This window comes from Cellulomonas denverensis, assembly GCF_012396125.1.
Lineage (GTDB): Bacteria > Actinomycetota > Actinomycetes > Actinomycetales > Cellulomonadaceae > Cellulomonas > Cellulomonas denverensis.
This window is the reverse complement of the sequence record NZ_JAAXOX010000008.1, coordinates 64821-89435: the sequence shown is the minus strand read 5'-3', so window position 1 is coordinate 89435 and position 24615 is coordinate 64821. Positions and strand designations below refer to the sequence as shown.

Sequence of the window (24615 nt, the reverse complement as noted above, 5' to 3'; positions counted from 1 at the left end):
TAAGGGGCGGGGTGAGACTGGCGAATTGAATGGTTCGGGCATTTGGGGTGAAGTGGTCGATGTGGGCGATGCGCGCGGTGGTCGGTGGCATCGGCCAGGCGCACCCGTCGGCGGCGGACCGCACCCGACTCCGCCACCTCAGCGCGCCGGCACTACTCAAACCCGGTACACGCGATCACCACACCAAACGACGTGAGAAACACGATGATGGCAGCCATGAACGTCCTTCGCGGAAGGACATACTTGTACGGGTTGACGTACTCCAGGACGCCCTCGATCCACTTGCTCGCCGGAGTGAACCAGATGGCCAGAGCCGCCGCGGCGAGTATGGGGACAGCACCCACCGCGATAGAGATCGCATTCATCCTATTCGTTCCCACCCCGCGTGCGTCGCGACATTTCGCCCCCTGCGACGGCGGGTGGCCCTGCTGCCGGACCCGCCTGCTGGGTCGCTGTGGTAGTGGTCGGTACGGCGCCTGAGCGGCCGGTGGGAGGTCTCGGCGGTCAGGCTGAGTGCCCGCTGTGCGGGATGTGGGGGTGTGGCGGTGCGCGGTGAGTGGTCCGGTCAGTGCCGGGCGATCAGGTGGCGCGGCGCCAGTTCCTCCTGCAGCACCAGGGCTGCTGCGCCCACCGCGGCGGCGTCCGCGACCTGGCCGGAGAGCATCACCCGCACCTGGTGCCGGGCCGCCGGGAAGAACTCCTGGGCGATCCGGTCCTGGACGGCTCGCAGGTAGATCGCCCCCGCCGTGGTGAAGGACGGACCGGCCAGCACCAGGGAGTCCAGGTCGAGCAGGTTCGCCACGGTGATCGCGGCGTCGGCCAGGTAGTCGGCGGACTCCTCGATCAGCTCGTGGCACAGCGGGTCGCCATGCACGGCGGCGGCGGTGACCGCGGTGAAGTCGAGGAACGGGTCCTGGTCGGCGCTGAGCCGGACGGTGGAGGTCCGGCCGTCGGCCAGGGCGGCCCGGACCCGGGCGGCGACCGCGCGCGGGCCGGCCAGGTCCTCGACGGTGCCGGCGTCCGGGCCGCGCAACCGCATCCGTCCCAGCGGGCCGGTGTTGGAGCTGGCGCCGCGGTAGACCGAGCCGCCGACCACGATCCCGGCGCCGATGCTCGCGCCCATGTACAGCGTGCAGTGCGCCAGCGACCCGGCGATCCGGCCGCTCCAGAACTCGCCGACCGCGGCGGCGGTGGCGTCGTTGTCCAGCAGGACCGGCAGGCCGGTGGCGCCGGCGAGGGCGTCGCGCAGTCCGAAGCCCTGCCAGCGTTCCAGGCTCCGGGAGACCAGGATCGCGCCGCGTTCCAGGTCGAGGGCGCCGGGGGCGACCACCCCGATCCCGACCACGGCGGCGGGCTCGACCCCGGCGGCGCGCAGCAGCACGTCGAGTTCGGTGGCGATGTCCGCGACCACCTCGGCGGGGTCGCGGTCGCGCGCACCACGCAGCCGCGCGCGGGCCACCACCTGCCCGGCGGCGTCGGCGACCACCAGCACGATCCAGTCGGCGCCGAGCTGCACCCCGATGCCGCACCGGGCCCGCGGGTTGAGGCTGAGCAGCACCCGGGGTTTGCCGCCGGTGTAGGTGCGCTGGTCGGTCTCCACCAGCAGTCCGTCGTCGATCAGGGCCCGGACGGCGTGCGAGATCGCGGCCTGGGTCAGACCGGTCAGCTCGGCGAGCTCGACCCGGCTGATCGGCGCACGGGTGCGGACCAGGTCCAGCACCCGGCCGCGGGAGGGCGACGTGCTCCGTGCCGCGCGCCGGCCCGACCCTTCGGACATGCCGACCAGTATGGGGGGTGCGCTGTCCCCCACGGGCCGGGCGCGCCATACTCACGGGCATGACGAGCGATGGTGACCGTCTGCGGTTCGGCCTGGTGCTGACCGACGGTCCGGGGGACGGCCCGTTGACACCCTTCTACCGTGACCTGCTGGCGGGGGTGGAGGAACACCTCGATCCGCGGGGCGCGTCGATGCTGCTGGTCACCGCCGAGGACCGGGCGGCCGAGCTGGCGTTGTACCGGCGCTGGGCGCAGTTGCGCCTGGTGGACGCGGTGGTGGTGACCGACCTGATCGACGGCGACGACCGGGCGCAGGTGTGCGCCGGCGCCGGGCTGCCGGTGGTGCTGCTCGGCGGCGACCCGGCCTGGGGCCTGCCGGTGGTGGACGACTACGACAACGGTGCGGCCATGCGGGTGGCGGTGCAGCATCTGGTCGGGCTCGGGCACCGGCGGATCGGGCGGGTCGGCGGGCCGGAGCGGTTCCTGCACAGCCGGGCACGCAGCAGCGCCTTCCGGCGGGCGCTGGACGAGCCCGGGCTGACCGGGGTGCTGGCCGAGGGCGACTACGGGGCGGCCAGCGGGGCGGCGGCGACCCGCTCCCTGCTCGGCGACCCGGTGCCCCCGACCGCGATCGTCTACGACAACGACGTGATGGCGGTGGCCGGGCTGGCGGTCGCCGCGGAACTGGGGCTGCGGGTGCCGGACGACCTCTCGCTGCTGGCCTGGGACGACTCCGACCAGTGCCGCCTGGCCCGCCCGGCATTGTCGGTGGTCAGCCGGGACGTGCACGACCTGGGGGCGGCCACCGCGGCGGCACTGCTGGACACCGCCGCGGGCCGTGCCACCCGGCCGGGCCGTGCCGCCCAGGTCCGGGTGGTCGCCCGCGAGTCGACCGGGCCGGCACCGGTCCCGGCCGGGGTCTAGCCGGCCGGCACCGCCTCGGCGTCGAGCACCAGCGCCTGCACCGGCCACAGGCACGGCACCTGCACCCCCACCTCGGTCAGCACCCGGCCGGGCAGGGTGACTTCCCCCGCCGCGATCCAGGGCGGGGTGCCCGGGGCCCAGCGCGCGGTGCCGACCTCGTCCCGGACCCGCAGCCGGTAGTGGCGCTCCGGGTCCAGGCCGGGCAGCCGGATCGGTTCCGGCCGGGCGTCCGCCAGGGTGGCGACGGTGGCGAGCACGTAGACCGCCCGCTCGGGCAGCACCGCCCCGGTCAGCCGCCAGGCCGGGTCGCGCAGGTCGCCCTGCACCGCCTCGCCGTGGTGGATCACGCCCCGCAGTTCCCGGTACAGCGCCCCGAACCGGCGCAACACCTCGACCTCCTCTGGCGGGCACGCCGTGAGGTGCCACTCGAAGCCCGCCGAGCCGATCAGGGCGGTCGCCAGCCGGTAGGACAGGCCGACGGTACGGCCCGAGGAGTGGGCGGTGGTCGGGCCGACGTGGCTGCCGACCAGCTCGGGCGGCAGCAGCAGGCCGGTCCAGCGCTGGATGTCCTGGCGCTCGACCGCGTCGTTGGAGTCCGACGCCCACACCCGGTCGGTCACCTCCAGCACGCCGAGGTCGCTGCGGGCGCCGCCGGAGGAGCAGGACTCGATCTCCAGCCCCGGGTGCGCGGCCTTCAGCTCGGCCATCAGGCGCAGCACCGCGACGGTCTGGGCGTGCACGCCGGGGCGGCCGCCGTGCCGGGCGTCCACCAGGTCACGGTTGTGATCCCACTTGAGGAACGCGATCCCCAGGTCCTCGACCAGCGCCGACAGCCGGCCGAGCAGGTACTCGTAGGCCTCCGGCCGGGCGACATCCAGCACCCACTGCGAGCGCCAGGACAACCCGTCCGGCCCGGGCACCGCCGCGGGGTCGTGCAGCAGCCAGTCCGGGTGGGCGCGCGCCAGGTCCGAGTCCAGATTGACCATCTCCGGTTCGACCCAGAGCCCGAACTCCATCCCGCGGGCGCGCACATGCTCCGCCAGCGGGGCCAGTCCCTGCGGCCAGACCGTGCGATCGACGCTCCAGTCGCCCAGTCCGCGGGTGTCGTCCCGGCGAGCCGGGAACCAGCCGTCGTCCAGGACGAAGCGCTCGACGCCGATCTCCGCCGCCCGGTCGGCCAGCCGCAGCACGGTGGCCGGGTCGTGGTCGAAGTACACGGCCTCCCAGGTGTTCAGCACCAGCGGCCGTTCCCGGCGCGGGTGCTGCGGCCGGTGACGCAGATGCCGGTGGAAGCGGGCGGTGATGCCGTCCAGCCCGCGGTCGGACCAGGCGAACCAGGCGGTCGGGGCGGTGTACGCCTGACCGGGTCCGAGCACGAGCTCCCCCGGGCGCAGCAGTTCCCCCGCGCCGAGCAGGGTCGGGAACTCCGGCGACCGGTCGGTGCGGTAGCCGGTGTCCGCCGGCCAGCCCAGGTGCACCGCCCAGACCTCGCCGTCGCGGTTCCGGGGGCGGTCGGTGCTCAGGGCGTACAACCAGGGCTGGTCGTGTCCGGGGCGGCCACGGCGGGACTGGCGCAGCACCGCCCCGGGCGGCAGTTCCCCGGTCACCGGCGCCTTCTCCCGGGTCCACCGGCCGGTGAAGCTGGTCAGCAGGTGCGCGCGGGACGGCACCGGCAGCGTGGCCTCCAGCCAGGACACCTCGACCGGGGCCGGGGCATCCTCGGCCACGGTGAGCCGGTGCCGCAGGCCGAGCAGACCACCCGGGCTGAACGCCAGGTCCAGATCCAGGTGCAGGCCGTTCGCGGTGTCGACGGCCCGGACGGTGGCGCGGTCCGGGCCAGCGGTGATCGACTCCACCCGCCACACCGGGGTGAGCAGCACCCCGTCGCGGACCAGCTGACTGCCGGGACGGCCGGACCAGCCGTCGGTCTCCTGCGGCAGGAGGTTCGCCTGCCAGGCGGCGTCCAGGGTGGCCGGGGCGGACTGCCGGCCGACGGCGTCACGCCAGGCCAGCAGGTCGGCGCCGGACAGCTCGCCCGGGTCGGTGCCCCAGTGCAGGACGGCGGGCAGGCCGGTGGGCTGCGGGTCGAGCAGGAGGGCCACCCCGTCGCGGCGGAGCAGGACCGGGGCGTCGGCGGGGCGGGGCGTGGGCGTGGCGGTCACGTGGGGCTCCAGGGCGGGGGTGGCGGGTCGGGGTCGGGCCTGATCGGGTCGGCGTGGCGGGCCGGTGGTGGTCGGGCCCGGCGGCGGGCGAGCGGCGTGTGGGGCTGGGCGGGGTGATCGGTGGTCGCCGGGGGGTCCGTGGCCGGGCCGGTCCGCGGGGCCACCCCCCGCTGTCATGCTGGCACCACTCCCTCCCCCCACACAGCCCCCACCTGCACGGCTGGGGACGTCGGCGCCCCCACGGCCGCTGTGGACGGCTCACTGCCCCGCGATCCCCGCAGCACGACCAGCGCACCGCCGATGGCCGCGACCGACTCCGGGTCCGCGGAGACCCGGAGCTGGACCGGGCGCAGCAGCCGGGCGAGGGCGCCGCGTTCCACCACCGGGCGGGCTGCGGCCAGCACGACCGGGCCGGCCACGGCGAACCCCGGCCCGGCCAGCACGACGGTGTCCAGGTCGAACAGGTTCATCAGGGTGACGGCGGCCGCGCCCAGATGGGCGGCGGCGCGGTCCAACACGTGCCGCACCGGGGCGTCGCCATCCCGGGCGGCCCGGGCCAGGGCGTCGAAGTCGTCCAGCAGCCGATCGCCGTCGCCGGTCAGGCCGAGCCGGTCGCGGACCCCGGGCAGCAGGGCGGCCTCGCGGACCACGGCGGCGGGGCCGGCGAGTTGTTCGGTGCAACCGGTGTTGCCGCAGCCGCACACCCCGGACCAGGTGGGGTCGAGCGGGATGTGCCCGACCTCGACCACGTTGGCGGTGTCGTCGCCGTAGACGTCGCCACCGAGGATGACGCCGCCGCCGATGCCGCTGGCCAGGTAGAGCACCCCGAAGGTGTCGGTCCCGGCGTCGCCCGCCCACTGTTCGCCGACAGCGGCGGCGGTGGCGTCGTTCTCCAGCAGCACGGGCAGGCCGAGCAGGGCGGACAGCGTGGCGGTGAGCGGGAAGTCCTGCCAGGCGGGGGTGGGCTGGGCGGTGCGGATCACGCCGCGGATCCGGTCCTGGGGCCCGTGGGTGACCAGCCCGAGGCCGAGCACCCGGCCACGCGGGACGGCGGCCTCGGCCAGCAGCAGCTCCACCTCGGCGGCGAGGGCGGCCAGGGTGGCGGCGGGTTCGCCACGGCCGACGCCGGGCAGCACGGTGCCGGCCAGCCTGCGGCCGAGGAAGTCGGTGACCACGACGGTGGTCCGGCAGCGGTCCAGCTGCACGCCGACCGCGTACCGGGCGTCGGCGACCAGTTCCAGCAGCCGCCGGGGTGAGCCGCCGTTGGAGCGGGCGCGGCCGACCTCGTGCACCAGTCCGTCGCCGATCAGGTCACGGACGGCATGGGTGATGGTCGCGGGGGTCAGGCCGGTGCGGTCGGCCAGTTCCACCCGGCTGAGCGTGCCCGCGGTGCGCAGCAGGTCGAGCACGCGGGCCCGGGTCGTCGGTGACATGGGCAGTATCTTGACGTACTAAATTTAGTGGGGCAAGAATCTCCCCGACCCCGCCGATGACGGCGGGGGCGATGTCGGAGCCGACATGCACCCGCGGTCGGCCGGGGAGAGGACCAACGATGTTCCTGAGCTCGCGCAGCACGCACGGCCCGCGCCGGGCCGTGATCAGCACCGCCGCCCTGACGGTCGCCGCACTCGCCCTGTCCGCCTGCGGCGGGGGTGGCGGAGGCGGCGGCGGTTCCACCGGTGGCGGCGACGGATCGATCACGATCTTCAACGGCGCCACCGGCACCATCACCGAGAACTTCAACCCGTTCTCCACCACCGCGCTGCAGCCGACGCTGGGCGTGATCTTCGAGCCGCTGTACTACTACAACCTGGCCGCCGACGTGGACCCCGAGCCGCTGCTGGCCACCGACTTCTCCTGGAACGACGACGGCACCGAGCTGACCATCACCACCCGCGACGACGTGACCTGGTCGGACGGGGAGCCGTTCACCGCCGAGGACGTCGCCTTCACCTTCAACCTGATCCACGAGACCCCGGCGCTGAACACCGGCGGCATCGCGGCCACCGCGGAGGCCACCGACGAGCACACCGCGGTGCTGACCTTCCCGGAGACCTCGTTCATGCAGGAGCCCCAGGTGCTCGGCAACCAGGCGATCGTGCCGGAGCACATCTGGAAGGACGTCGCAGACCCGACCACCGAGGTGAACTCCGACCCGGTCGGCACCGGCGCGTTCACGGTGGACTCGTTCTCCGCGCAGTCCTACGTGCTGGCCTCGAACCCGGACTACTGGGGCGGCGAGCCGGCCATCCACCAGGTGCGCTACATCTCGCTGGAGAACGCCGACTCGGCCAGTGCCTCCCTGGTCGCCGGGGACGTGGACTGGATGAGCGCCTTCCTGCCCGGGCTGGAGGACATCATCAAGGGCAACGAGGACATCTCCTACGTGAACACCCCCGCGCTGACCACCGTGATGGTCGCCTGCGCGAACGCCGACCTGGGCTGCACCGGCCCGCAGACCGACCCCGCGGTGCGCCAGGCGATCTACCACGCACTCAACCGCGACCAGCTGAACAACCTGGCCGGCGGCGGCTTCGCCGGGGTGGCCTCCCCCACCATGCTGCTGCCCGAGCGCGACCAGAAGTGGATCGCCGACCCGGACCAGGTCGAGATCCCGCAGGCCGCGGACACCGCCACCGCCGAGCAGATCCTGGACGACGCCGGCTGGGTCGCCGGGTCGGACGGCATCCGCACCAAGGACGGCGAGCGGCTGTCGCTGACCATCCAGACCGTCACCGGCTGGTCGGACTACATCTCGCTGAACGACGCGATGACCCAGCAGCTGGCCGAGGTCGGCATCGAGCTCAAGCCGACCCAGGTGTCCTGGAACGAGTGGAGCGCGGCGCAGACCGGCGGCAACTTCCAGCTCAGCCTGGACTCGATCGGCCTGGGCGCGTCCAGCAACCCGTACTTCACCTACAACAAGTTCTACGCCACCGACTCCACGGTGCCGGTCGGCGAGTCCGCCTCGGCCGGCAACGCCTCCCGGTTCTCCGACCCCACGGTGGACGCCGCCCTGGAGACCGCCCGCTCTACCTCGGACGAGGCGGTGCAGCAGGAGGCCTACGCCCAGATCCAGGAGGTCATCACCGAGCAGTTCCCGTACATCCCGATCTACGTCAACTCGATGCTGACCGAGTTCAACACCTCGCGTGCCACCGGCTGGCCCACCGACGAGGACACCTACGCGATGCCGGCGTCCTGGAAGTCCTGGGACAACGGCCAGGTGCTCAAGACCATCGAGCCGGTCGGCTGACAGGTGCGCTACTTCCTGCAGAAACTCGGCTTCTACGCCGTGGCGCTGTGGGCGGCGCTGACGATCAACTTCGTCATCCCGCGGCTGATGCCCGGCGATCCGGTGGACATCATGCTGTCGAAGCTGGCGACGAAGGGCCCCGTCAGCCCGGCCACCCGGGAGGCGGTGGAGGCGCTGCTCGGCACCGACTCCTCCGCCTCCTGGTGGCAGCAGTACGTCGACTACCTGCACGCCCTGGTCACCGGTGACCTGGGCACCTCGGTGGCCTACTTCCCGGCGGGGGTGGGCGAGATCATCGGCCAGACCCTGCCGTGGACGGTGGGCCTGATCGGGCTGTCGACGGTGCTGTCGTTCGTGATCGGGGTCGGGCTGGGCACCTTCGCGGGCTGGAAGCGCGGCTCGTGGCTGGACAACCTGATCCCGTTCACCACCATGCTGCAGTCGGTGCCGTACTTCTGGCTGGCACTGCTGCTGCTGTTCCTGTTCGGCAGCATCTGGCAGGTCTTCCCGCTGAACGGCGGCTACGACGTGTGGACCTATGCCGGACCGGAGCTGAGCTGGGGCTTCCTCGGTTCGGTGGTGCAACACGGCACGCTGCCGGCGCTGACCATCGTGATCAGCTCGATCGGCGGCTGGATGCTCGGGATGCGCAACATGATGGTGTCCACGCTGTCCGAGGACTACATCGTCACCGCCGAGGCCAAGGGCCTGCGACCGCGCCGGATCCGGATGGCCTACGCCGCCCGCAACGCGGTGCTGCCCTCGGTGTCCGGCTTCGCGATCTCGCTCGGCTTCGTCGTCGCCGGGTCGATCGTCACCGAGGCGGTGTTCAGCTACCCCGGGGTCGGCTCGGCGCTGCTGATGGCGGTCAACAGCAACGACTACGCGCTGATGCAGGGCGTGTTCCTGGTGATCACGCTCTCCGTGCTCGGCGCCAACCTGATCGTCGACCTGCTCTACGGCCTCATCGACCCGCGCACCCGTGCGCGCACCTGAGGAGGGTTCCATGGCCACCATCACGCAGGAAGCGGCCCCGGCGACCGTCGCGGCGCCGGTCCCCCGCCGGTTCACCCTCCGGGTCACCCCGAAGCTGATCACCGGGCTGGTCCTGGCCGGCGCGATCGTGCTGTTCGGCGTCGTCGGCCCGTTCCTGGTCGGCAACCCGTCCACGGTCCGGGACATCGGGCTGACCGGCCCGTCCGGCGAGCACCTGCTCGGCACCACCCAGACCGGGCAGGACGTCTTCGCCCAGCTCGCCTACGCCACCCGCGGTTCGCTGACCATCGGCCTGGTGGTCGGCGTGCTGACCCTGGTGCTGAGCGCGTTCTTCGGCATCGTCGGCACCTTCGCCGGCGGCGGCTGGGACGAGGGGTTCAGCCTGTTCAGCAACGTCATGCTGGTGATCCCCGGCCTGCCGCTGGTGATCGTGATCAGCTCCTACGTGCCGGACAAGAGCGTCTGGCTGATCGCGGTGGTGCTGGCGATCACCAGCTGGGCCGGGTCGGCGCGGGTGCTGCGCGGCTACACGCTCAGCCTGCGCAACCGGGACTACGTGCTGGCCGCCCGGGTCGCCGGGGAGAAGCGCTGGCGGATCCTGGCGGTGGAGATCCTGCCGAACCTGATCCCGCTGCTGGCCTCCCAGGTGGTGCTGGCGATCATCGCGGCGATCCTGGGCGAGGCCGGGCTGTCCTTCCTCGGACTGGGCGCCACCGGCTCGTTCACCTGGGGAACCATGCTGTTCTACGCCCAGAACGGCCTGGCCCTGCGACTGGGCGCCTGGTGGTGGTTCGTGCCGCCGGGCCTGCTGCTGGCCGTGTTCGGCGCGGCGCTGTCGCTGATCAACTTCTCGATCGACGAGATCATCAACCCCAAGCTGCGCGCGCAGACCCGCGCGGTGCGCAAGAAGTGGCGGATGTCCGCGGCGCAGCTGGCCCAGGCCGAGGAGGCCACGGTATGAGCGCGCACCCGGTCCTCTCGATCGAGGACGTCAGCGTCGACTACCTGGTCGACCCCCCGGTCCATGCGGTCAAGCACGTCAGCCTCGACCTGTACCGCGGGGAGATCCTCGGCCTGGCCGGCGAGTCCGGCTGCGGGAAGTCGACCCTGGCCTACGCGATCACCCGGCTGCTCAAGCCACCGGCGGTGATCGACGACGGACGGGTGGTGTTCCACTCCCGGGAGGGCTACGCCATCGACCTGTCCACCCTGGACGGCGAGGACCTGCGCGCCTTCCGCTGGGACAAGGTGGCGATGGTCTTCCAGGGCGCGATGAACTCGCTCAACCCGGTGCTGCGGATCCAGGCGCAGCTGGAGGACGTGCTCACCACCCACCGCCCGCAGCTGTCCAAGGCCGAACGGCGGCGGCGCTGCGCCGAGCTGCTGGAGAGCGTCGGGGTGGACGCCGACCGGCTGCGCGCCTACCCGCACGAACTGTCCGGCGGGATGCGGCAGCGGGTGATGATCGCGATGGCGCTGGCCCTGGAACCGCAGGTGCTGATCATGGACGAGCCGACCACCGCCCTGGACGTGGTGGTGCAGCGCGAGATCCTGCGTGAGATCACCCGGCTGCGCGCCGAACTGGGCTTCGCGGTGGTCTTCATCACCCACGACCTGCCGCTGTTGCTGGAGATCAGCGACCGGATCGCGGTGATGCGGGCCGGCGAGGTGGTCGAACTGGCCGACGCGGTCACCCTCTACACCGCCCCCCAGCACGACTACACCCGCACCCTGCTGGGCTCCTTCCCCAGCCTGACCGGCGAGCGCGGCGACTTCCTGCGCACCGGGACCACCGACGAGGAGGCGATCGCATGACCACCCTGGAACTGCGCGACGTGGTCAAGGAGTACCGGCTGGGCCGGCGGACGCTGCGGGCGGTGGACCGGGTCAGCCTGACCCTGGAACCGGGCCGCACCATCGCCCTGGTCGGCCAGTCCGGCTCCGGCAAGTCGACGATCGCCAAGCTGCTGATGCAGCTGGAACGCCCGACCTCCGGCCAGATCCTGGTGGACGGCAGGCCGGTCGCCCGGCGCGGCAAGGGCCTGCGGGACTATCGCAGCGAGGTGCAGATGGTCTTCCAGGACCCGTTCGCCTCGCTCAACCCGTACCACTCGATCGGCCACCACCTGGCCCGGCCGGTGGCGCTGCACCACCCCGAGTTCTCCGCGGCGCAGGTCCGGGACCGGGTCACCGACCTGCTGCGGCGGGTGCGGCTGGACCCGGAGTTCGCCCGGCGGCGCCCGCACGAGCTGTCCGGGGGTCAGCGGCAGCGGGTGGCGATCGCCCGGGCACTGGCCCCCGAACCGGGCATCCTGGTCGCCGACGAGCCGGTGTCCATGCTGGACGTGTCGATCCGGCTGGGCGTGCTCAACCTGCTGTCCCGGCTGCAGCGCGAGGAGAACCTCGGCGTCCTGTACATCACCCACGACCTGGCCACCGCGCGGCACTTCTCGGACGAGATCGTCGTGCTGTACCGCGGCGAGGTGGTCGAGCGTGGCCCCGCCGACGACGTGATCCTGCACCCGCAGCACGAGTACACCCGGCTGCTCGCCCAGGCCGCCCCCGATCCCGAGCGCCGCCTGGCCGAACTCACCGGCTGACCACACTCACGCCACCACCAGCCGCAGCTGAGCACCCGAGCACCACCCGAGAGGATCTCCTGATGGACCGCACTTCCTTGGCCGACGGCTGGACGATCACCCCCACCGGCGGGCCGGTGCCCGGCGCGATCACCGCGGCCGGTCCGCTGCCGGCCGCCGTGCCAGGCAGCGTGCACACCGACCTGCTCGCCGCCGGACTGATCCCCGACCCGTTCCTGGACGCACACGAGGCCGACCTGCGGTGGTTCCACCACACCGACTGGCGCTACACCCGCGAGCTGGCCCTGGACCCGCCGGCGCCGGACGAGCGGGTGGACCTGGCCTTCGACGGCATCGACACCGTAGGCACCGTGTCCTACGCCGGGACCGAGCTGCTGCACACCGCCAACATGCACCGCTCCTACCGGGTGGACGTCCGGGCGCTGGCCGACGGTGCGGCCCACCCGCTGACCGTGGACCTGCGCTCGGCCACCGCCTATGCCGAGGAGCTGCGGGACCGGCTGGGCGACCGGCCGTCGGCGTACCACCCGGTGCCGTTCAACTTCGTGCGGAAGATGGCGTGCTCCTTCGGCTGGGACTGGGGCCCGGACCTGCGCACCGCCGGGCTCTGGCGCGAGGTGCGGGTGGAGCGCTGGCGGGTGGCCCGGCTGGCCGAGGTGCGGCCACTGGTCACGGTCGGCGACGACGGCACCGGCCTGGTCGAGCTGCACGTCACCGTCGAGCGCTCCGGGCTGGCGGACGCCGCGCCACTGCCGGTCACCGCCGAGGTGTGCGGGGTGCGGGCCGAGGGCACGATCACCGGCGAGCACACCGTGCTGCACCTGGCGGTCCCGGATGCCGACCTGTGGTGGCCCGCCGGCCACGGCGAGCACCCGCTGCACGAGCTGACCGTGCGGCTCGGCGACGACCTGGACCGGTGGAGCCGCCGGATCGGGTTCCGCACCGTGCGGCTCGACCTCAGCGACGACGAGCACGGCACCTCCTTCGTGTTGGAGATCAACGGCCGGCCGATCGCGGTCCGGGGGGCGAACTGGATCCCGGACGACCACTTCCTGACCCGGATCACCCGCGAGCGCCTGGACCGCCGGCTGGACCAGGCCCTGGGTGCCCGGCTGAACCTGCTGCGGATCTGGGGCGGCGGGATCTACGAGTCGGAGGACTTCTACACCGCCTGCGACGAGCGCGGGCTGCTGGTGTGGCAGGACTTCCTGCTGGCCTGCGCCGCCTACCCGGAGGAGCAGCCGATCGCCGCCGAGATCGAGGCCGAGGCCCGGGAGAATGTCGCCCGGCTCACCCCGCACCCGTCGCTGGTGATCTGGAACGGTGGCAACGAGAACCTGTGGGGGCATCAGGACTGGGGCTGGCAGCGGTACCTCGGCGACGCGACCTGGGGCGAGCGGTACGCGGTCGACCTGTTCCGCTCGGTGGTCGCCGAGCTGGACCCGACCCGGCCGTACACCGACAACAGCCCGTTCACCCCCGGCCACCCGGAGCTGCACCCCAACGACCCGGACCACGGCAGCCACCACCAGTGGGAGGTGTGGAACCGGGTCGACTACCGGGCCTACCGGGCGGAGATCCCGCGGTTCTGCTCCGAGTTCGGCTTCCAGGGCCCGCCCACCTGGCGCACCCTGACCGACTGGGTGCACACCGGCGACTCCCCGAAGACCGACCCGGTGTTCCTGATCCACCAGAAGGCCGACGACGGCAACGGCAAGCTCGATCGCGGTCTGGCCGGGCACCTGGGGGTGCCGGTGGACTTCGAGGACTGGCACTGGGCGACCCAGCTCAACCAGGCCCGGGCGGTCGAGCACGCGGTGACGCACTACCGGGGCTGGTGGCCGCGCACCGCCGGCTGGATCGTCTGGCAGCTGAACGACTGCTGGCCGGTCACCTCCTGGGCGGCGGTCGACTCCGAGGAGCGCCGCAAGCCGCTCTGGTACGCGCTGCGCAACGCCGGGGCCGACCGGCTGGTCACGGTGCTGGACTCCGACGTCGTGCTGGTCAACGACACCGACCAGGCGTGGTCCGGGCAGCTGATCCTGCGGCGGCAGCGGCACGACGGCACCGTGCTGGGACAGGACGCGCTGCCGGTCGAGGTGCCGCCCCGCGCGGTCGCCCGGTACCCCCTGACCCCGGAGGCGGCCACCCCCGCCGACCTGGCCGCGGAGGTCCTGGTCGCCGAGCTCGGCACCGCCCGGCACCTGCACGTGTTCGCCGAGGACATCGACTCCGCGCTGGACCCCGACCCGGTCACCGCCACCGCGGTCGCCGTGCCCGGTGGCTACCGGGTCGAGGTCACCGCGCACTCCACCGCCCGGGACGTCACCCTGCTGTCGGACCGGCTGGCGCCCGACGCCGTGGTGGACGAGGCGTTGATCGACCTGGCCGCGGGCGACACCGCCGTCTTCCTGGTCACCACCGGCGCCGTCCTGGACCCGGCGGATCTGACCCGCTCCCCCGTGCTGCGCACCGCCAACCAACTGCGCACCGTCGCGACCACCACCGCCCCGCCGCTGGTCGCCGAGGGTCCGGCCATCCCGGGCGGACTGGTGCACACTGCATCCGTCCCGATCAGCGACGATGCCGAGGCCCACGCATGACCCAGGTCGACCTGCCCTTGTCCGCCCTGCACGACTACCGCCCGGACATCCCGGCGCCCGAAGACTTCGACGAGTTCTGGGCGCGCACCCTCACCGAGGCCCGCAGGCACCCGATGGCCCCGCGACTGCACCGGCTGGACGGGCCGCTGCGCCTGGTCGACGTCGACGACGTGACCTTCCCCGGCTTCGACGGGGACCCGGTGCGCGCCTGGCTGGTCCGCCCGGCCGGTGCCACCGGGCCGCTGCCCGTGATCGTCGAGTTCAACGGCTATGGTGGCGGCCGCGGGCTCCCGCACGAGCGACTGGCCTGGCCCACCGCCGGCTACGCCCACCTGTTCGTGGACACCCGCGGCCAGGGCTCCACCTGGGGCAGCGGCGGCGACACCCCCGATCCGCACGGCTCCGGCCCGGCCGGGAACGGCTTCCTGACCCGCGGCATCCTCGATCCGCACCAGCACTACTACCGGCGGCTGATCACCGACTGCGTCCGGGCGGTCGATGCCGTGCGCACCCTGGACGGCATCGACCCCGACCGGGTGGTGGTCACCGGCGGTTCCCAGGGCGGTGGCCTCACGATCGCGGTCGCCGGCCTGGTCGACGGGCTCGCCGCCGCCATGCCGGACGTGCCGTTCCTCTGCCACATCCCGCGCGGGGTCGAGGTCTCCGACACCGACCCCTACGGCGAGGTCACCCGCTACCTCGCGGTGCACCGCGACCAGGCCGAGCAGGTGTTCCGCACCCTGTCCTACCTGGACGGGCTGCACCACGCGGCCCGGGCGAACGCCCCCTCGCTGTTCTCGGTCGCCCTGCAGGACACGGTCTGCCCGCCGTCCACCGTGTTCGCCACCCACCACGCCTGGGCCGGGCCGTCCACGATCGAGGTGTATCCGTACAACCAGCACGAGGGCGGCGGCGGGCACCACTGGCAGCGGCAGGCGGCCTGGCTGGCCGGCCTGCTGGCCTGAGCGGTCCGGGTCGGCCCGGCGCGGTCCGGGGCGGATGGAGGTGGGCACCGGCGACACCGACCCGCCACCGTCCCGGCCACCCCGGGCGCGTCCGCTAGCCTGACCGGGCATCACGGGCCAGTAGCTCAGCCGGTCAGAGCAGCGGACTCATAATCCGTCGGTCGTGGGTTCAAGCCCCACCTGGCCTACCCGTTCACCTCGACGTAGGTCACGGTCGGGCTCCGGCCGATGCTTGCGCCCTCGCCGGCCCGGTTGAGCCCCAGGCGGCGATCCGACGGTCCCGACGGCCGCCGGCGGCCACCGATCCGCCCGGCACCCGGACCGGATGGAAGCGTCTACCGTGATCACGTGTCCCTCTTCACCCGCCGCCCCACCCTGCCCGACACCCTGCGCCGCAGCCTCGACCTGCCCGCCACGGACCGGGTCCTCGCCGCCGCCGAACTCGCCGACGACGCGGGCTGGCTGGTGGCGACCCGCCGCGCCCTGCACGTCCTGCCCGCCACCGGCGACCGCCTCACCCGGAACTGGTCCGAGGTCGACCGCGGCAGCTTCGACCCGGAGGGCCCGGCGATCACGGTGTATTGGGTGACCGGCGACGAGCAGCGGTACGCCCTGGCCGCGCCGACCCCGGTGCGGTTCGCCCAGACCTTCCGCGAGCGGGTGCAGTCCTCGGTCGTGCACGTGCAGAACGTGCAGGTCCCCGGTGCCGGGACGGTCCGGGTGGCGCTGCGACGCGACCCCGACGGTGCGTTGCTGACCCAGGTCATCGGCTCGTCGCAGGTCGATCTGGCCGATCCCGGCACCGCCGCCCTGGTGGACGCGACCGAGCGGGAGGTGCGGGCGGCCGCGGGCCTGCGCGACTGAGCGGGCCCGATGCGGGAGCACTGCTCCGGGGCTGCTACAGTTTTGCCCGCACGATCCCTCGTAGCTCAATTGGCAGAGCATCCGACTGTTAATCGGACGGTTACTGGTTCGAGTCCAGTCGAGGGAGCAACCGAACCCCGCCGGGCAGTCCCTGGCGGGGTTTCGTGCGTCCGGGCCCCGGCTACCATCGTCCGACGATGACCCCCTCCCCCGTCCCGGTCGAGCCCGGCCGCCCCGCCCGGGAACTGGTGGACCGTCACCGTGCCGCCGCGGCCCAGGCCCTCGCGGTGCTGGATCACCTGGACGCCGCGACGCTGCGGATCGCCTCGATCGTCGAGTCCGACCGCGACCGGCGGGTCCGCGACGAGCTCGGCGTGGTGCCGGTGGACCAGCTCGGGGCGATGACCGACCGCAATCTGCGGCTGCGGACCCTGGTGGCGGCGGGGTACACCACGGCGGCGGACCTGCTCGGGGTGCCGGCCGAGACCCTGGACCGGGTGCCCGGGGTCGGGGTGCAGACCGCCCGGAGCGTGGTCGCGGCGGTCGATCAGCTCGCGACGGTGGTGCGCTCGGGGCTGCCGGTGCGGTTGGAGCTGGATCGTTCCGGTCGCCCGGACACTGCCGCCACCGCCGAGCTGCTGCGACTGCTCGACCGGCTGCTGCGGCTGGCGCCGGTGGTCGAACCGCATCGGCGCGAGCTGACCGACTATGTGTCCGCGGTGGCCGACTATGCCCCGTCGGCCCGCATCGCGGGCAACCGGCTGCGGTTCGCGCTCGCCCGGCGGGCCACCAAGGATCGTGCCCTGCGGGCCCTGACGGCGCTGCAGGAGTGGGACGTCCCGCCGGTCGCCGAGTTGGCCGCCGCCTGCGCCGTCCCGGACACCGAGGGCGCGCCGCTGTGGACCGCGTTCGAGCATCGATCTGCCGAGTTCTACACCGCCCTGGGCCGGATCGTGCCGCTGGCCCAGGACGTGCTGGCGGCGCGCGGGATGCTCACCGCCGAACTCGCCGAGTCGGTCGCCGCGTATCCGCTGGACCAGTCCGGGCTGCGGGTGTCCCTGCGCGGATACCAGGAGTTCGGCGCCCGGTTCGCGCTGCACCAGGGCCGGGTGCTGCTCGGCGACGAGATGGGCCTGGGCAAGACCGTCCAGGCGCTGGCGGCGATGGCTCACCTGGCGGCGGCCGGCGACCGGCACTTCCTGGTGGTGTGCCCGGCCGGGGTGCTGGTCAACTGGCTGCGCGAGACCCGGAGCAGGACCACCCTGACCGCGCACCGGCTGCACGGCCCCGACCGGATGGCGGCGACCGCGCGCTGGCGCAGCGACGGCGGCGTCGGGGTCACCACCTATGAGGCGCTCGCCCACCTGGACCCGGCCGGGATGCCGGTGGCGATGCTGGTGGTCGACGAGGCGCACTACGTGAAGAACCCGGCCGCCCAGCGGTCGAAGCTGGTCGCCGCCTGGACGGACGCGGTGTGGCGGGTGCTGTTCCTGACCGGCACCCCGATGGACAACCGGATCGAGGACTTCGTCGCGCTGGTCCGATTGCTCGACCCGGCGCTGGCGGACTCCTTCCCGCGGCACCTGGGGCTGGTCGGCGCCGACCGGTTCCGCAGCACGGTGTCGCCGGTGTACTTGCGCCGCAACCAGGCGGACGTCCTGGTCGAACTGCCGGAGCTGCTGGCGGTGGACGAGTGGGTGGACCTGACGCCGGCCGGCGAACGGATCTACCGCGAGGCGGTGGCGAGCGGGAACTTCATGGCGATGCGGCGCGCGGCCTGGGCGACCCCCACGCCCGAGGAGTCGGCGAAGCTGCTCCGATTGCAGGAGATCGTGGCCGAGGCGGGCGCCGAAGGACTGCGCACCGTGGTGTTCTCCTACTTCCGGGACGTGCTCGACGCGGCCGCCTCGGCCCTGGTCCGGCCGGGCGGCCCGCCGGTCCTCGGGCCGCTGACCGGGTCGATGACCACCGACCAGCGCCAGGAAGTGATCGACGCCTTCACCGCCGGACCCCGGGACGGCGTGCTGATCGCGCAGATCACCGTCGGCGGCGTGGGGCTGAACCTCCAGGCCGCCGCGGTCGCCGTGCTGTGTGAGCCCCAGCTGACCCCGGCCGCGGAGGCCCAGGCGATCGCGCGGCTGCACCGGATGGGCCAGGTGCGTGCGGTGGTCGCGCACCGCCTGCTCGCCGAGGACGGGGTGGATGAACGGATCGTCGAACTGCTGGCCCGCAAGCGGCAGACCTTCGACGCCTACGTCCGGGACTCGGCGCTCGCTGCCTCGGCGGCGGCCGCGGTGGACGTGACCGAGGCGCGGCTGGCCCGCGAGGTGGTCGAGCTGGAGCAGGCACGTCTGGGCTACGGCCCGATCTGGGACGACCTGGCCGAGTAGCGGTCCTCAGCTGTCCACAGCCCGGGCCGGGGCCCGGTCGTCCCCAACCCCACCACCGCGCCCACCCACGACGGCCGTCCCGGTGGCTGACTCGTCCTCGCCGGATCACCGACTTCCCGACAGAGGACGAGCAGCCCATGCGAGCACGACGCACACGAACGCCCCGAGCCCTGATCACCCTGCTGATCGCCGTCCTCGCCTGCGCGGGACTGGCCTGGACGCTGCCCGCCGCGGTGCCACCGGCCGCTGCGGCCCGCGGCACGGTCGGCGAGGGCATCTCGGTGCCGATCCCGGGCTACGGCGAGACCTGGCTCGGTGCCTTCGAGACCCCGACCGGTGCCGACGGCCAGCTGTCCTGGTGCATCCAGATGTGGGTCTCGCCCGGGATCGGCGCACCGCCGCTGACCACCACGGTGCACGACGACCCGGTGCTGGCCTGGCTGATCGAGACCTACGCGGACCCGGCGAACCAGCTCGACCAGGCGGCCATTGCCTACCTGGTGCACCAGCGGGCCGAGGTGCCCGGGGTGGTCGCGGACGGCGACGTGGAGCAGGCCAAGCGCTTGCTCACCGATGCCACCCCCGCGCAGGTCCGGGACCGCGCCGCCGCGATGCTGACGGTCGCCGCGTCCCAGGCCGGGCCGTACCAGGACCCCGCCCCCGGCGTGCAGAGCTCCGACCTGCGGTTCGGGACGATCACCGGCCTGGGCGTCCGCAGCGCCGCCGGCGACTGGGTGTCCGGGCTGGACGCCACGGTCGAGCTCCTGCACCGGACGCCGGACGGCAGCCTGGTCCGCTCCGACCGCGCGGTCATCGACCTGAACCGCAACCGGCGGGCCGATCCCGGCGAGTCCGCGGTGTGGACCGGGACCACCGACGGAGCGTTGCAGCTGGAGTACGTGGCCACCGGGATCGGCGACGTGGTGATCCGGGCGCGGTTCTCCGGCCTGCGCACCACCCGGCTCGCGTACTACGGGATGGACGCCGGTCGCCAGGACAACCTGTCGCTGTCCCCCACCCTGTCCGGCGAGGCCACCGAGCGCACCGGGAGCACGGAGGTCCCGGTGGCGCATGGCTTCCGGGTGACCGGGACCTCGCAGGTGGAGCAGAAGGTCGCGGACCCGGGCACCGCCCTGTGCGACACCCTGGATCTCCGGTTGCCGGCCGGCCACACCTGGTTGCCGGTGGACGGCTCCGCGGTGACCGTGCCGCTGGTGGCGACCCTGTGGTCGGTCGGCGACCGGCCGGTGGACCCGGGCGCGGATCCCCCGGAGGGCGCGACGCCGATCGCCGAGGTCCGCCTGTCCGCGAACGGCCCGGGCAGCTACCGGGCCTGCGCCGACCCGGGCGCCGCGGCGTCCGGCATCCACACCTGGCAGTGGCGCACCGACCGCGGCGCCATGTCACCCGAGCACCGGGAGCTGCTGCTCGACGACTGGCAGGACCGGATCGGCATCCCGGACGAGACCAGCTCGGTGCGGCACGAGCCCGAGGTGGTGACCAGCCTGAGCATCCGGGCCACCGCCGGCGGGCTGCGCCTGGTCGACGACCTGTGGGCCGCCGGCTATCCGACCGACCACGGCGACTTCACCGGGGACGCGGGTTTCGGCGGCGACCGCCGGGACGAGCTGACCGAGTTCTGGTTCTTCCCGGCCGGGACACCGGTCACCGACGAGGCACTGGTCGACGGGACCGCGGAGCTGATCGGCACCGTCACCCGGGATGCGGTCAACGGCTACCAGAGCCTGTCCGGCCCGCATCTGGCCTGGCCCACCACCGGGTCCGATGCCGACGGCGACGGGGTGCCCGACCCGAGGCCCGGCACCGTGGCCGCGCGCACGCTGTTCGACGGGGACGACCGCACCGGACCGGTCAGCACCTCGGTGACCGACCCGACCGAGCAGTTCACCGTCCACCCCGCCGCGCCCGAGCCGCTCGCGATCGGCACCGTGATCCAGACCGACCAGGAGCCGGCGCCCGGCACGGAGCTGGTGCTGCACGACATCACCGAGGTCACCGGCACCGTCCCCGCCGACGGGATGACCGTCACCAACGAGCTGTACCGATGGCCCGGCGACGACCCGGTCTGCTCGCCGGAGAGCCTGGTGGCCGCGGGCGACCCGGTCACCGTCACCGAGCCCGGCCGCTACCGGTCCCAGGACGTCCCGGTCACCGCCGAACCCGGCATGTCCTATGGCTACGTCGAGACCGCGCGGAACCCGGCCGGCCAGGTCCTGCACCGCGGCGCCTGTGGCGAACCGAGTGAGACCGTCCAGATCCCCGGGTTGCCCACCGTCATCACCCTCGCCCGGGCGGACTCCGACCGGCCCGTCGTCGGCGACGAGCTGTGGGACACCCTGACCTGGACCGGCCACGTCCCCGACGGCAGCACCGCCAGCGCCGAGCTGTTCCACGCCCCGGAGGGCCAGGAGCTGACCTGCACCCCCGACACCCTGGTGTGGACCTCCCCGGCGATCGAGCTGGACCGCAGCCCCGGCACCGCGGACACCGCCCGGTACCGGACCGAGCGTCCCGGCACCTACGGCTTCGTGGAGACCACCCGCGGCCCGGACGGCACGGTGCTGTCCACGGGCATCTGCGGGGAGCCGGCCGAGACGATCACCGTCGGGGCGCCGCCCACGGTCTTCGAGCTCGCGACCACCGGCACCGGGCTGCGGGTCACGCTCGCTGCGTCGGGCGGGATGCTGCTGGCCGGGATCGCGGCGGTGCTCCTGCGCAGGCGGCGGGGATCCGCCGGGCCGCGGCGACCGGCCTGAGCAACCGAACGGTCTGAGCGGGCGACCGGGGCCCGGTGGTGGAGTCGGCACCAGCCGCCACCGCCGGGCCCGCTCGCGCGGTGGCGGGTGGGCGTGCCGCGCACCGCGGCGGTTGACGTGTCCCCCGGGCCCGCACGGCCCACCGCGACGCGCCTCAGGCACTCTCCCGCAGCGCACGACGCTGGTTCTCCGCGGCCAGCAACTGCTGGAACAGCTCCCGCTGCGCATCCGGGCCGGCGTCCGGGTCAAGCCGCTGCAACCGGCCGCGCAGGTCGGCGATGTGCCGGGTCAGTGCCAGCTCGACCAGCGCCATCACCAGGCCGCGGGCGTAGCCGGGCAGCTTGTCCGGCCGGTCCTCGGGAATCGGCTCCACCGCGAGCCGGGTGATCAGGGAGTGCACCGGCGCGGCGGCCTGTTCCCGGACCGCCTCCACCCAGGCGCCCGCCCCGTGCCCACCGGCGAGCACCTTCGCCTGAGCCGCTCCCCCGGCAGCCCGGACCGCGGTGTGCACGGCCCGGTAGGCCGGGGCGCCGAAGGTCTCGGCATCCAGCTGGTCGAACTCCACCGGCACCAGCTCCGGCAGCTGGAGGACGACCTCCAGCGCCCGGCGCTCGGTGGTGGCCACCGGGTCACGGGGATCGGGCATCGGCATCTGGGCCACGCCGACCGTGGCTGCCTCGACGGCCCGGCCGCGGTCCCCCGGGCCGGAGTCGGGACCGTACCCCCCGGGCCGCGAGCCCTGGCCGCCGGGCCGCGAACCCGGACCGCCCGCGCCGCCAGGCCCGGAGCCCTGTTGGCCGGGCCGGCCGCCCGGTCCTCCCCCGGCCTGGGTGGAGCGCGCCGCGGACCGGACCGCCTGCTGCACGGTCCGCAGGTCCATCCCCAGCCACCCGGCCAGCTCCCGGGTGTACCCCTCGCGCAGGTCGGGCCGCGGGATGCCGGCGACGGTGGGCGCGGCCTCGCGCAGCGCACCGGCCCGGCCCTCGACGGTGCTGAGGTCGTAGTCGGCGAGCTGGCGGCGCAGCACGAACCGGAACAGCGGCGGCGGCGAGTCGACCAGCGCGCGCACGGCATCCGGGCCCTTGCGCTGGCGCAGGTCGCAGGGGTCCATCCCCTCGTCGGCGACAGCGACATAGGCGGGCACGCCGAGCACGCCCTGCTGTTCGTGCGCCTTCATGGCGGCCTTCTGCCCGGCCTCGTCCCCGTCGAAGGTGAAGACCACCGCGCCCTTGTCGCCCACGTCCCCCATCAGGCGGCGCACGATCCGGGCGTGTTCGGCGCCGAAGGCCGTGCCGCAGGTGGCGATCGCGGTGCCGACCCCGGACAGGTGCATCGCCATCACGTCGGTGTAGCCCTCGACCACGACGACCTTCTTGGTCCGGGCGATCTCCCGCTTGGCCAGGTCGATGCCGTAGAGCACGTGCGACTTCTTGTACAGCGCGGTCTCGGGGGTGTTGAGGTACTTGGGCCCCTGGTCCTCGTCGTAGAGCCGGCGGGCGCCGAAGCCGACGGTGTCGCCGGTGACCTCGCGGATCGGCCAGACCAGCCGGCCGCGGAACCGGTCGTAGATGCCGCGGTTGCCCTGGCTCATCAGGCCGGAGGCGACCAGCTCCTTGTCGGTGAAGCCGCGGCCGCGCAGGTGGCGCAGCAGTCCGTCCCAGCCCTGCGGCGCGTACCCGATGCCGAACTGGTCGGCGGCGGACCGGTCGAAGCCGCGGCCGGCCAGGAAGTCGCGGGCGGCGGCCGCACCGGGGGTGAGCAGCTGCTCGGTGTAGAACTCGGCGGCCACCCGATGTGCCTCCAGCAGCCGCTGCCGGGTGCCGGGCTCCAGGCCGGGACGCGGTCCGCCGCCCTCCTCGTAGCGCAGCTGGACGCCGACCCGTCCGGCCAGGTACTCGACGGCCTCGGCGAACGGCAGCCCGTCGACCTTCTGCACGAAGTCGATCACGTCGCCGCCCTCGCCACAGCCGAAGCAGTGGTAGAGCCCGACCTGGGGCCGGACGTGGAAGGAGGGGGTGCGCTCGTCGTGGAACGGGCACAGGCCCTTCATCGAGCCGACGCCCGCGGTCTTCAGCGCGACCTGTTCACCGACGATGTCCTCGATCCGGGCACGCTCGCGGACCGCCTCCACGTCCTCCCGCCGGATCCGTCCTGCCACGCTCCGATCCTAGGTCCTCCCACCGGCCGGTCAGACGACGGCGGCCGCCGTCCGCCACGCTGGGGACGACGGCCGCCGGGAGCAGGTCAGGCCTGCATGTCCAGCACGATCCGGCCGTCGATCCGGCCCTGCTCCATCTCGGTGAGGACGTCGTTGATCTCGGCTAGCGGACGCACCGTGTAGGTCGGGCTGATCTTGCCCCGGGCGAAGAAGTCGACCGCCTCCGCCATGTCCTTGCGGGTGCCGACGATCGACCCGCGCACGGTCAGCCCGAACAGCACGGTGGTGAAGATGTCCAGGCCGAACTTCTCCGGCGGCAGGCCGACCAGGGCGACCGTGCCACCGCGGCGCAGTGCCCCGACCGCCTGCGGGAAGGCGTGCGCGTTGACCGCGGTCACCAGTGCGCCGTGCACGCCGCCGCCGGTCAGGCGCTGGAGTTCGGCGGCCGGGTCGTCGACGGTCCGGGCATTCACGGTCACCTCGGCGCCGTGCCGGCGAGCCAGGGCGAGCTTGTCGTCATCGACGTCGATCGCGGCGACCCGGCGGCCCATGGCCACGGCGTACTGCACGGCGATGTGCCCCAGCCCGCCGATGCCGGAGATCAGCACCCACTCACCCGGCTTGGTGTCGGTGCGCTTGAGTCCCTTGTAGACGGTGACCCCGGCGCACAGGATCGGGGCGAGCGCGGCCAGGTCCACCCCGTCAGGGATCAGCGGGGCGTACCGGGCGTCGACCAGCATGTACTGGCCGAAGGACCCGTCGACCGAGTAACCGCCGTTCTGCTGCTGTGGACACAGCGTCTCCCAGCCGGTCTCGCAGTAGTCGCACTCGCCGCAGGCGCTCCACAGCCAGGCGTTGCCGACCAGATCGCCGACCGCGACCCGGGTCACCTGGTCGCCGACCGCGACGACCTCGCCCACGCCCTCGTGGCCGGGGATGAACGGTGGGGCCGGCCGGACCGGCCAGTCGCCGTGGGCGGCGTGCAGGTCGGTGTGGCACACGCCGGTGTAGCGGACCTTGACCAGGGCCTCCTGCGGGCCGGGGGTGGGCACCGGGATCTGGTCGATGCTGAGCGGCTGCGTGAACTCGTGGACAACCGCGGCCTTCATCGTGCTCATGGTGTTCCTCCGAAGCAGTACGGGTG

The 24615-nt window shown here is 73.5% G+C and carries 16 protein-coding genes and 2 tRNA genes; 13 read left to right on the top strand and 5 right to left on the bottom strand.

The genetic code is table 11. From position 1 onward, the window contains the following. Positions 1-565: 565 nt before the first annotated feature. Positions 566-1777, bottom strand: a complete 1212-nt coding sequence (locus HGA03_RS13815) for an ROK family transcriptional regulator (RefSeq protein WP_168630871.1) — start codon at positions 1775-1777, stop codon at positions 566-568. A gap of 59 nt (positions 1778-1836) precedes the next feature. Here HGA03_RS13815 and HGA03_RS13810 point away from each other — a divergent pair, with 59 nt between their 5' ends. Then, positions 1837-2700, top strand: coding sequence for a LacI family DNA-binding transcriptional regulator (locus HGA03_RS13810; protein WP_168630870.1), 864 nt, complete (start codon positions 1837-1839; stop codon positions 2698-2700). On the opposite strand, the gene HGA03_RS13805 is transcribed toward HGA03_RS13810, so the two are convergent. Both HGA03_RS13805 and HGA03_RS13800 read right to left on the bottom strand, forming a co-directional pair. Next, positions 2697-4862 carry an alpha-galactosidase gene (locus HGA03_RS13805; RefSeq protein ID WP_239073602.1) on the bottom strand — a complete coding sequence of 722 codons (2166 nt, stop codon included), beginning with the start codon at positions 4860-4862 and terminating at the stop codon, positions 2697-2699. The two genes, HGA03_RS13810 and HGA03_RS13805, sit on opposite strands and share 4 nt — an antisense overlap. Positions 4863-5035: 173 nt before the next feature. Next, positions 5036-6295, bottom strand: coding sequence for an ROK family transcriptional regulator (locus tag HGA03_RS13800; RefSeq protein ID WP_168630868.1), 1260 nt, complete (start codon positions 6293-6295; stop codon positions 5036-5038). 119 nt (positions 6296-6414) lie between these two features. On the opposite strand from HGA03_RS13800, the gene HGA03_RS13795 reads away from it, so the two are divergent. From HGA03_RS13795 to HGA03_RS13740, 12 genes are all read left to right on the top strand, one after another. Next, a complete protein-coding gene (locus tag HGA03_RS13795) occupies positions 6415-8118 on the top strand; it encodes an ABC transporter substrate-binding protein (protein ID WP_168630867.1) in 1704 nt (567 codons plus the stop codon). Positions 8119-8121: 3 nt separating this feature from the next. Then, positions 8122-9114 (top strand): ABC transporter permease, encoded by a 993-nt coding sequence (locus HGA03_RS13790; protein ID WP_168630866.1) that lies wholly within the window; start codon positions 8122-8124, stop codon positions 9112-9114. Between the two features lie 10 nt (positions 9115-9124). Further along, the gene (locus HGA03_RS13785) at positions 9125-10075 is read left to right on the top strand and encodes an ABC transporter permease (RefSeq protein WP_168630865.1); all 951 of its coding nucleotides are present in this window, start codon (positions 9125-9127) and stop codon (positions 10073-10075) included. Further along, the gene (locus HGA03_RS13780) at positions 10072-10929 is read left to right on the top strand and encodes an ABC transporter ATP-binding protein (protein WP_168630864.1); all 858 of its coding nucleotides are present in this window, start codon (positions 10072-10074) and stop codon (positions 10927-10929) included. Before HGA03_RS13785 ends, HGA03_RS13780 begins: the two co-directional genes overlap by 4 nt. Beyond that, on the top strand, positions 10926-11714 hold the full coding sequence (locus tag HGA03_RS13775; RefSeq protein WP_168630863.1) for an ABC transporter ATP-binding protein: 789 nt from the start codon (positions 10926-10928) through the stop codon (positions 11712-11714). The genes HGA03_RS13780 and HGA03_RS13775 overlap by 4 nt, the downstream gene beginning before the upstream one ends. A 62-nt stretch (positions 11715-11776) precedes the next feature. Further along, positions 11777-14317 carry a glycoside hydrolase family 2 protein gene (locus tag HGA03_RS13770; RefSeq protein ID WP_239073603.1) on the top strand — a complete coding sequence of 847 codons (2541 nt, stop codon included), beginning with the start codon at positions 11777-11779 and terminating at the stop codon, positions 14315-14317. Beyond that, positions 14314-15282 carry an acetylxylan esterase gene (locus HGA03_RS13765; RefSeq protein ID WP_168630862.1) on the top strand — a complete coding sequence of 323 codons (969 nt, stop codon included), beginning with the start codon at positions 14314-14316 and terminating at the stop codon, positions 15280-15282. Before HGA03_RS13770 ends, HGA03_RS13765 begins: the two co-directional genes overlap by 4 nt. 114 nt (positions 15283-15396) lie before the next feature. Continuing rightward, positions 15397-15470: transfer RNA gene (locus HGA03_RS13760), tRNA-Ile, on the top strand. A gap of 160 nt (positions 15471-15630) precedes the next feature. After that, positions 15631-16146: a hypothetical protein gene (locus tag HGA03_RS13755; RefSeq protein WP_239073604.1), complete on the top strand. Its 516-nt coding sequence runs from the start codon at positions 15631-15633 to the stop codon at positions 16144-16146. 54 nt (positions 16147-16200) lie between these two features. Further along, positions 16201-16273 (top strand) — tRNA-Asn (locus tag HGA03_RS13750). A gap of 70 nt (positions 16274-16343) precedes the next feature. Next, entirely contained in the window at positions 16344-18536 is a 2193-nt protein-coding gene (locus tag HGA03_RS13745) for a DEAD/DEAH box helicase (RefSeq protein WP_168630861.1), read from the top strand. A 137-nt stretch (positions 18537-18673) separates the two neighbouring features. Next, positions 18674-21313 (top strand): hypothetical protein, encoded by a 2640-nt coding sequence (locus HGA03_RS13740; RefSeq protein ID WP_168630860.1) that lies wholly within the window; start codon positions 18674-18676, stop codon positions 21311-21313. Between the two features lie 154 nt (positions 21314-21467). Here the strand turns inward: HGA03_RS13740 and dnaG are convergent, their stop codons facing one another. Together dnaG and adhP are read right to left on the bottom strand one after the other, a co-directional pair. Next, positions 21468-23471 carry a DNA primase gene (dnaG, locus tag HGA03_RS13735; RefSeq protein ID WP_168630859.1) on the bottom strand — a complete coding sequence of 668 codons (2004 nt, stop codon included), beginning with the start codon at positions 23469-23471 and terminating at the stop codon, positions 21468-21470. 86 nt (positions 23472-23557) lie between these two features. Then, the gene (gene adhP, locus HGA03_RS13730) at positions 23558-24580 is read right to left on the bottom strand and encodes an alcohol dehydrogenase AdhP (RefSeq protein ID WP_203767488.1); all 1023 of its coding nucleotides are present in this window, start codon (positions 24578-24580) and stop codon (positions 23558-23560) included. Positions 24581-24615 lie beyond the last annotated feature (35 nt).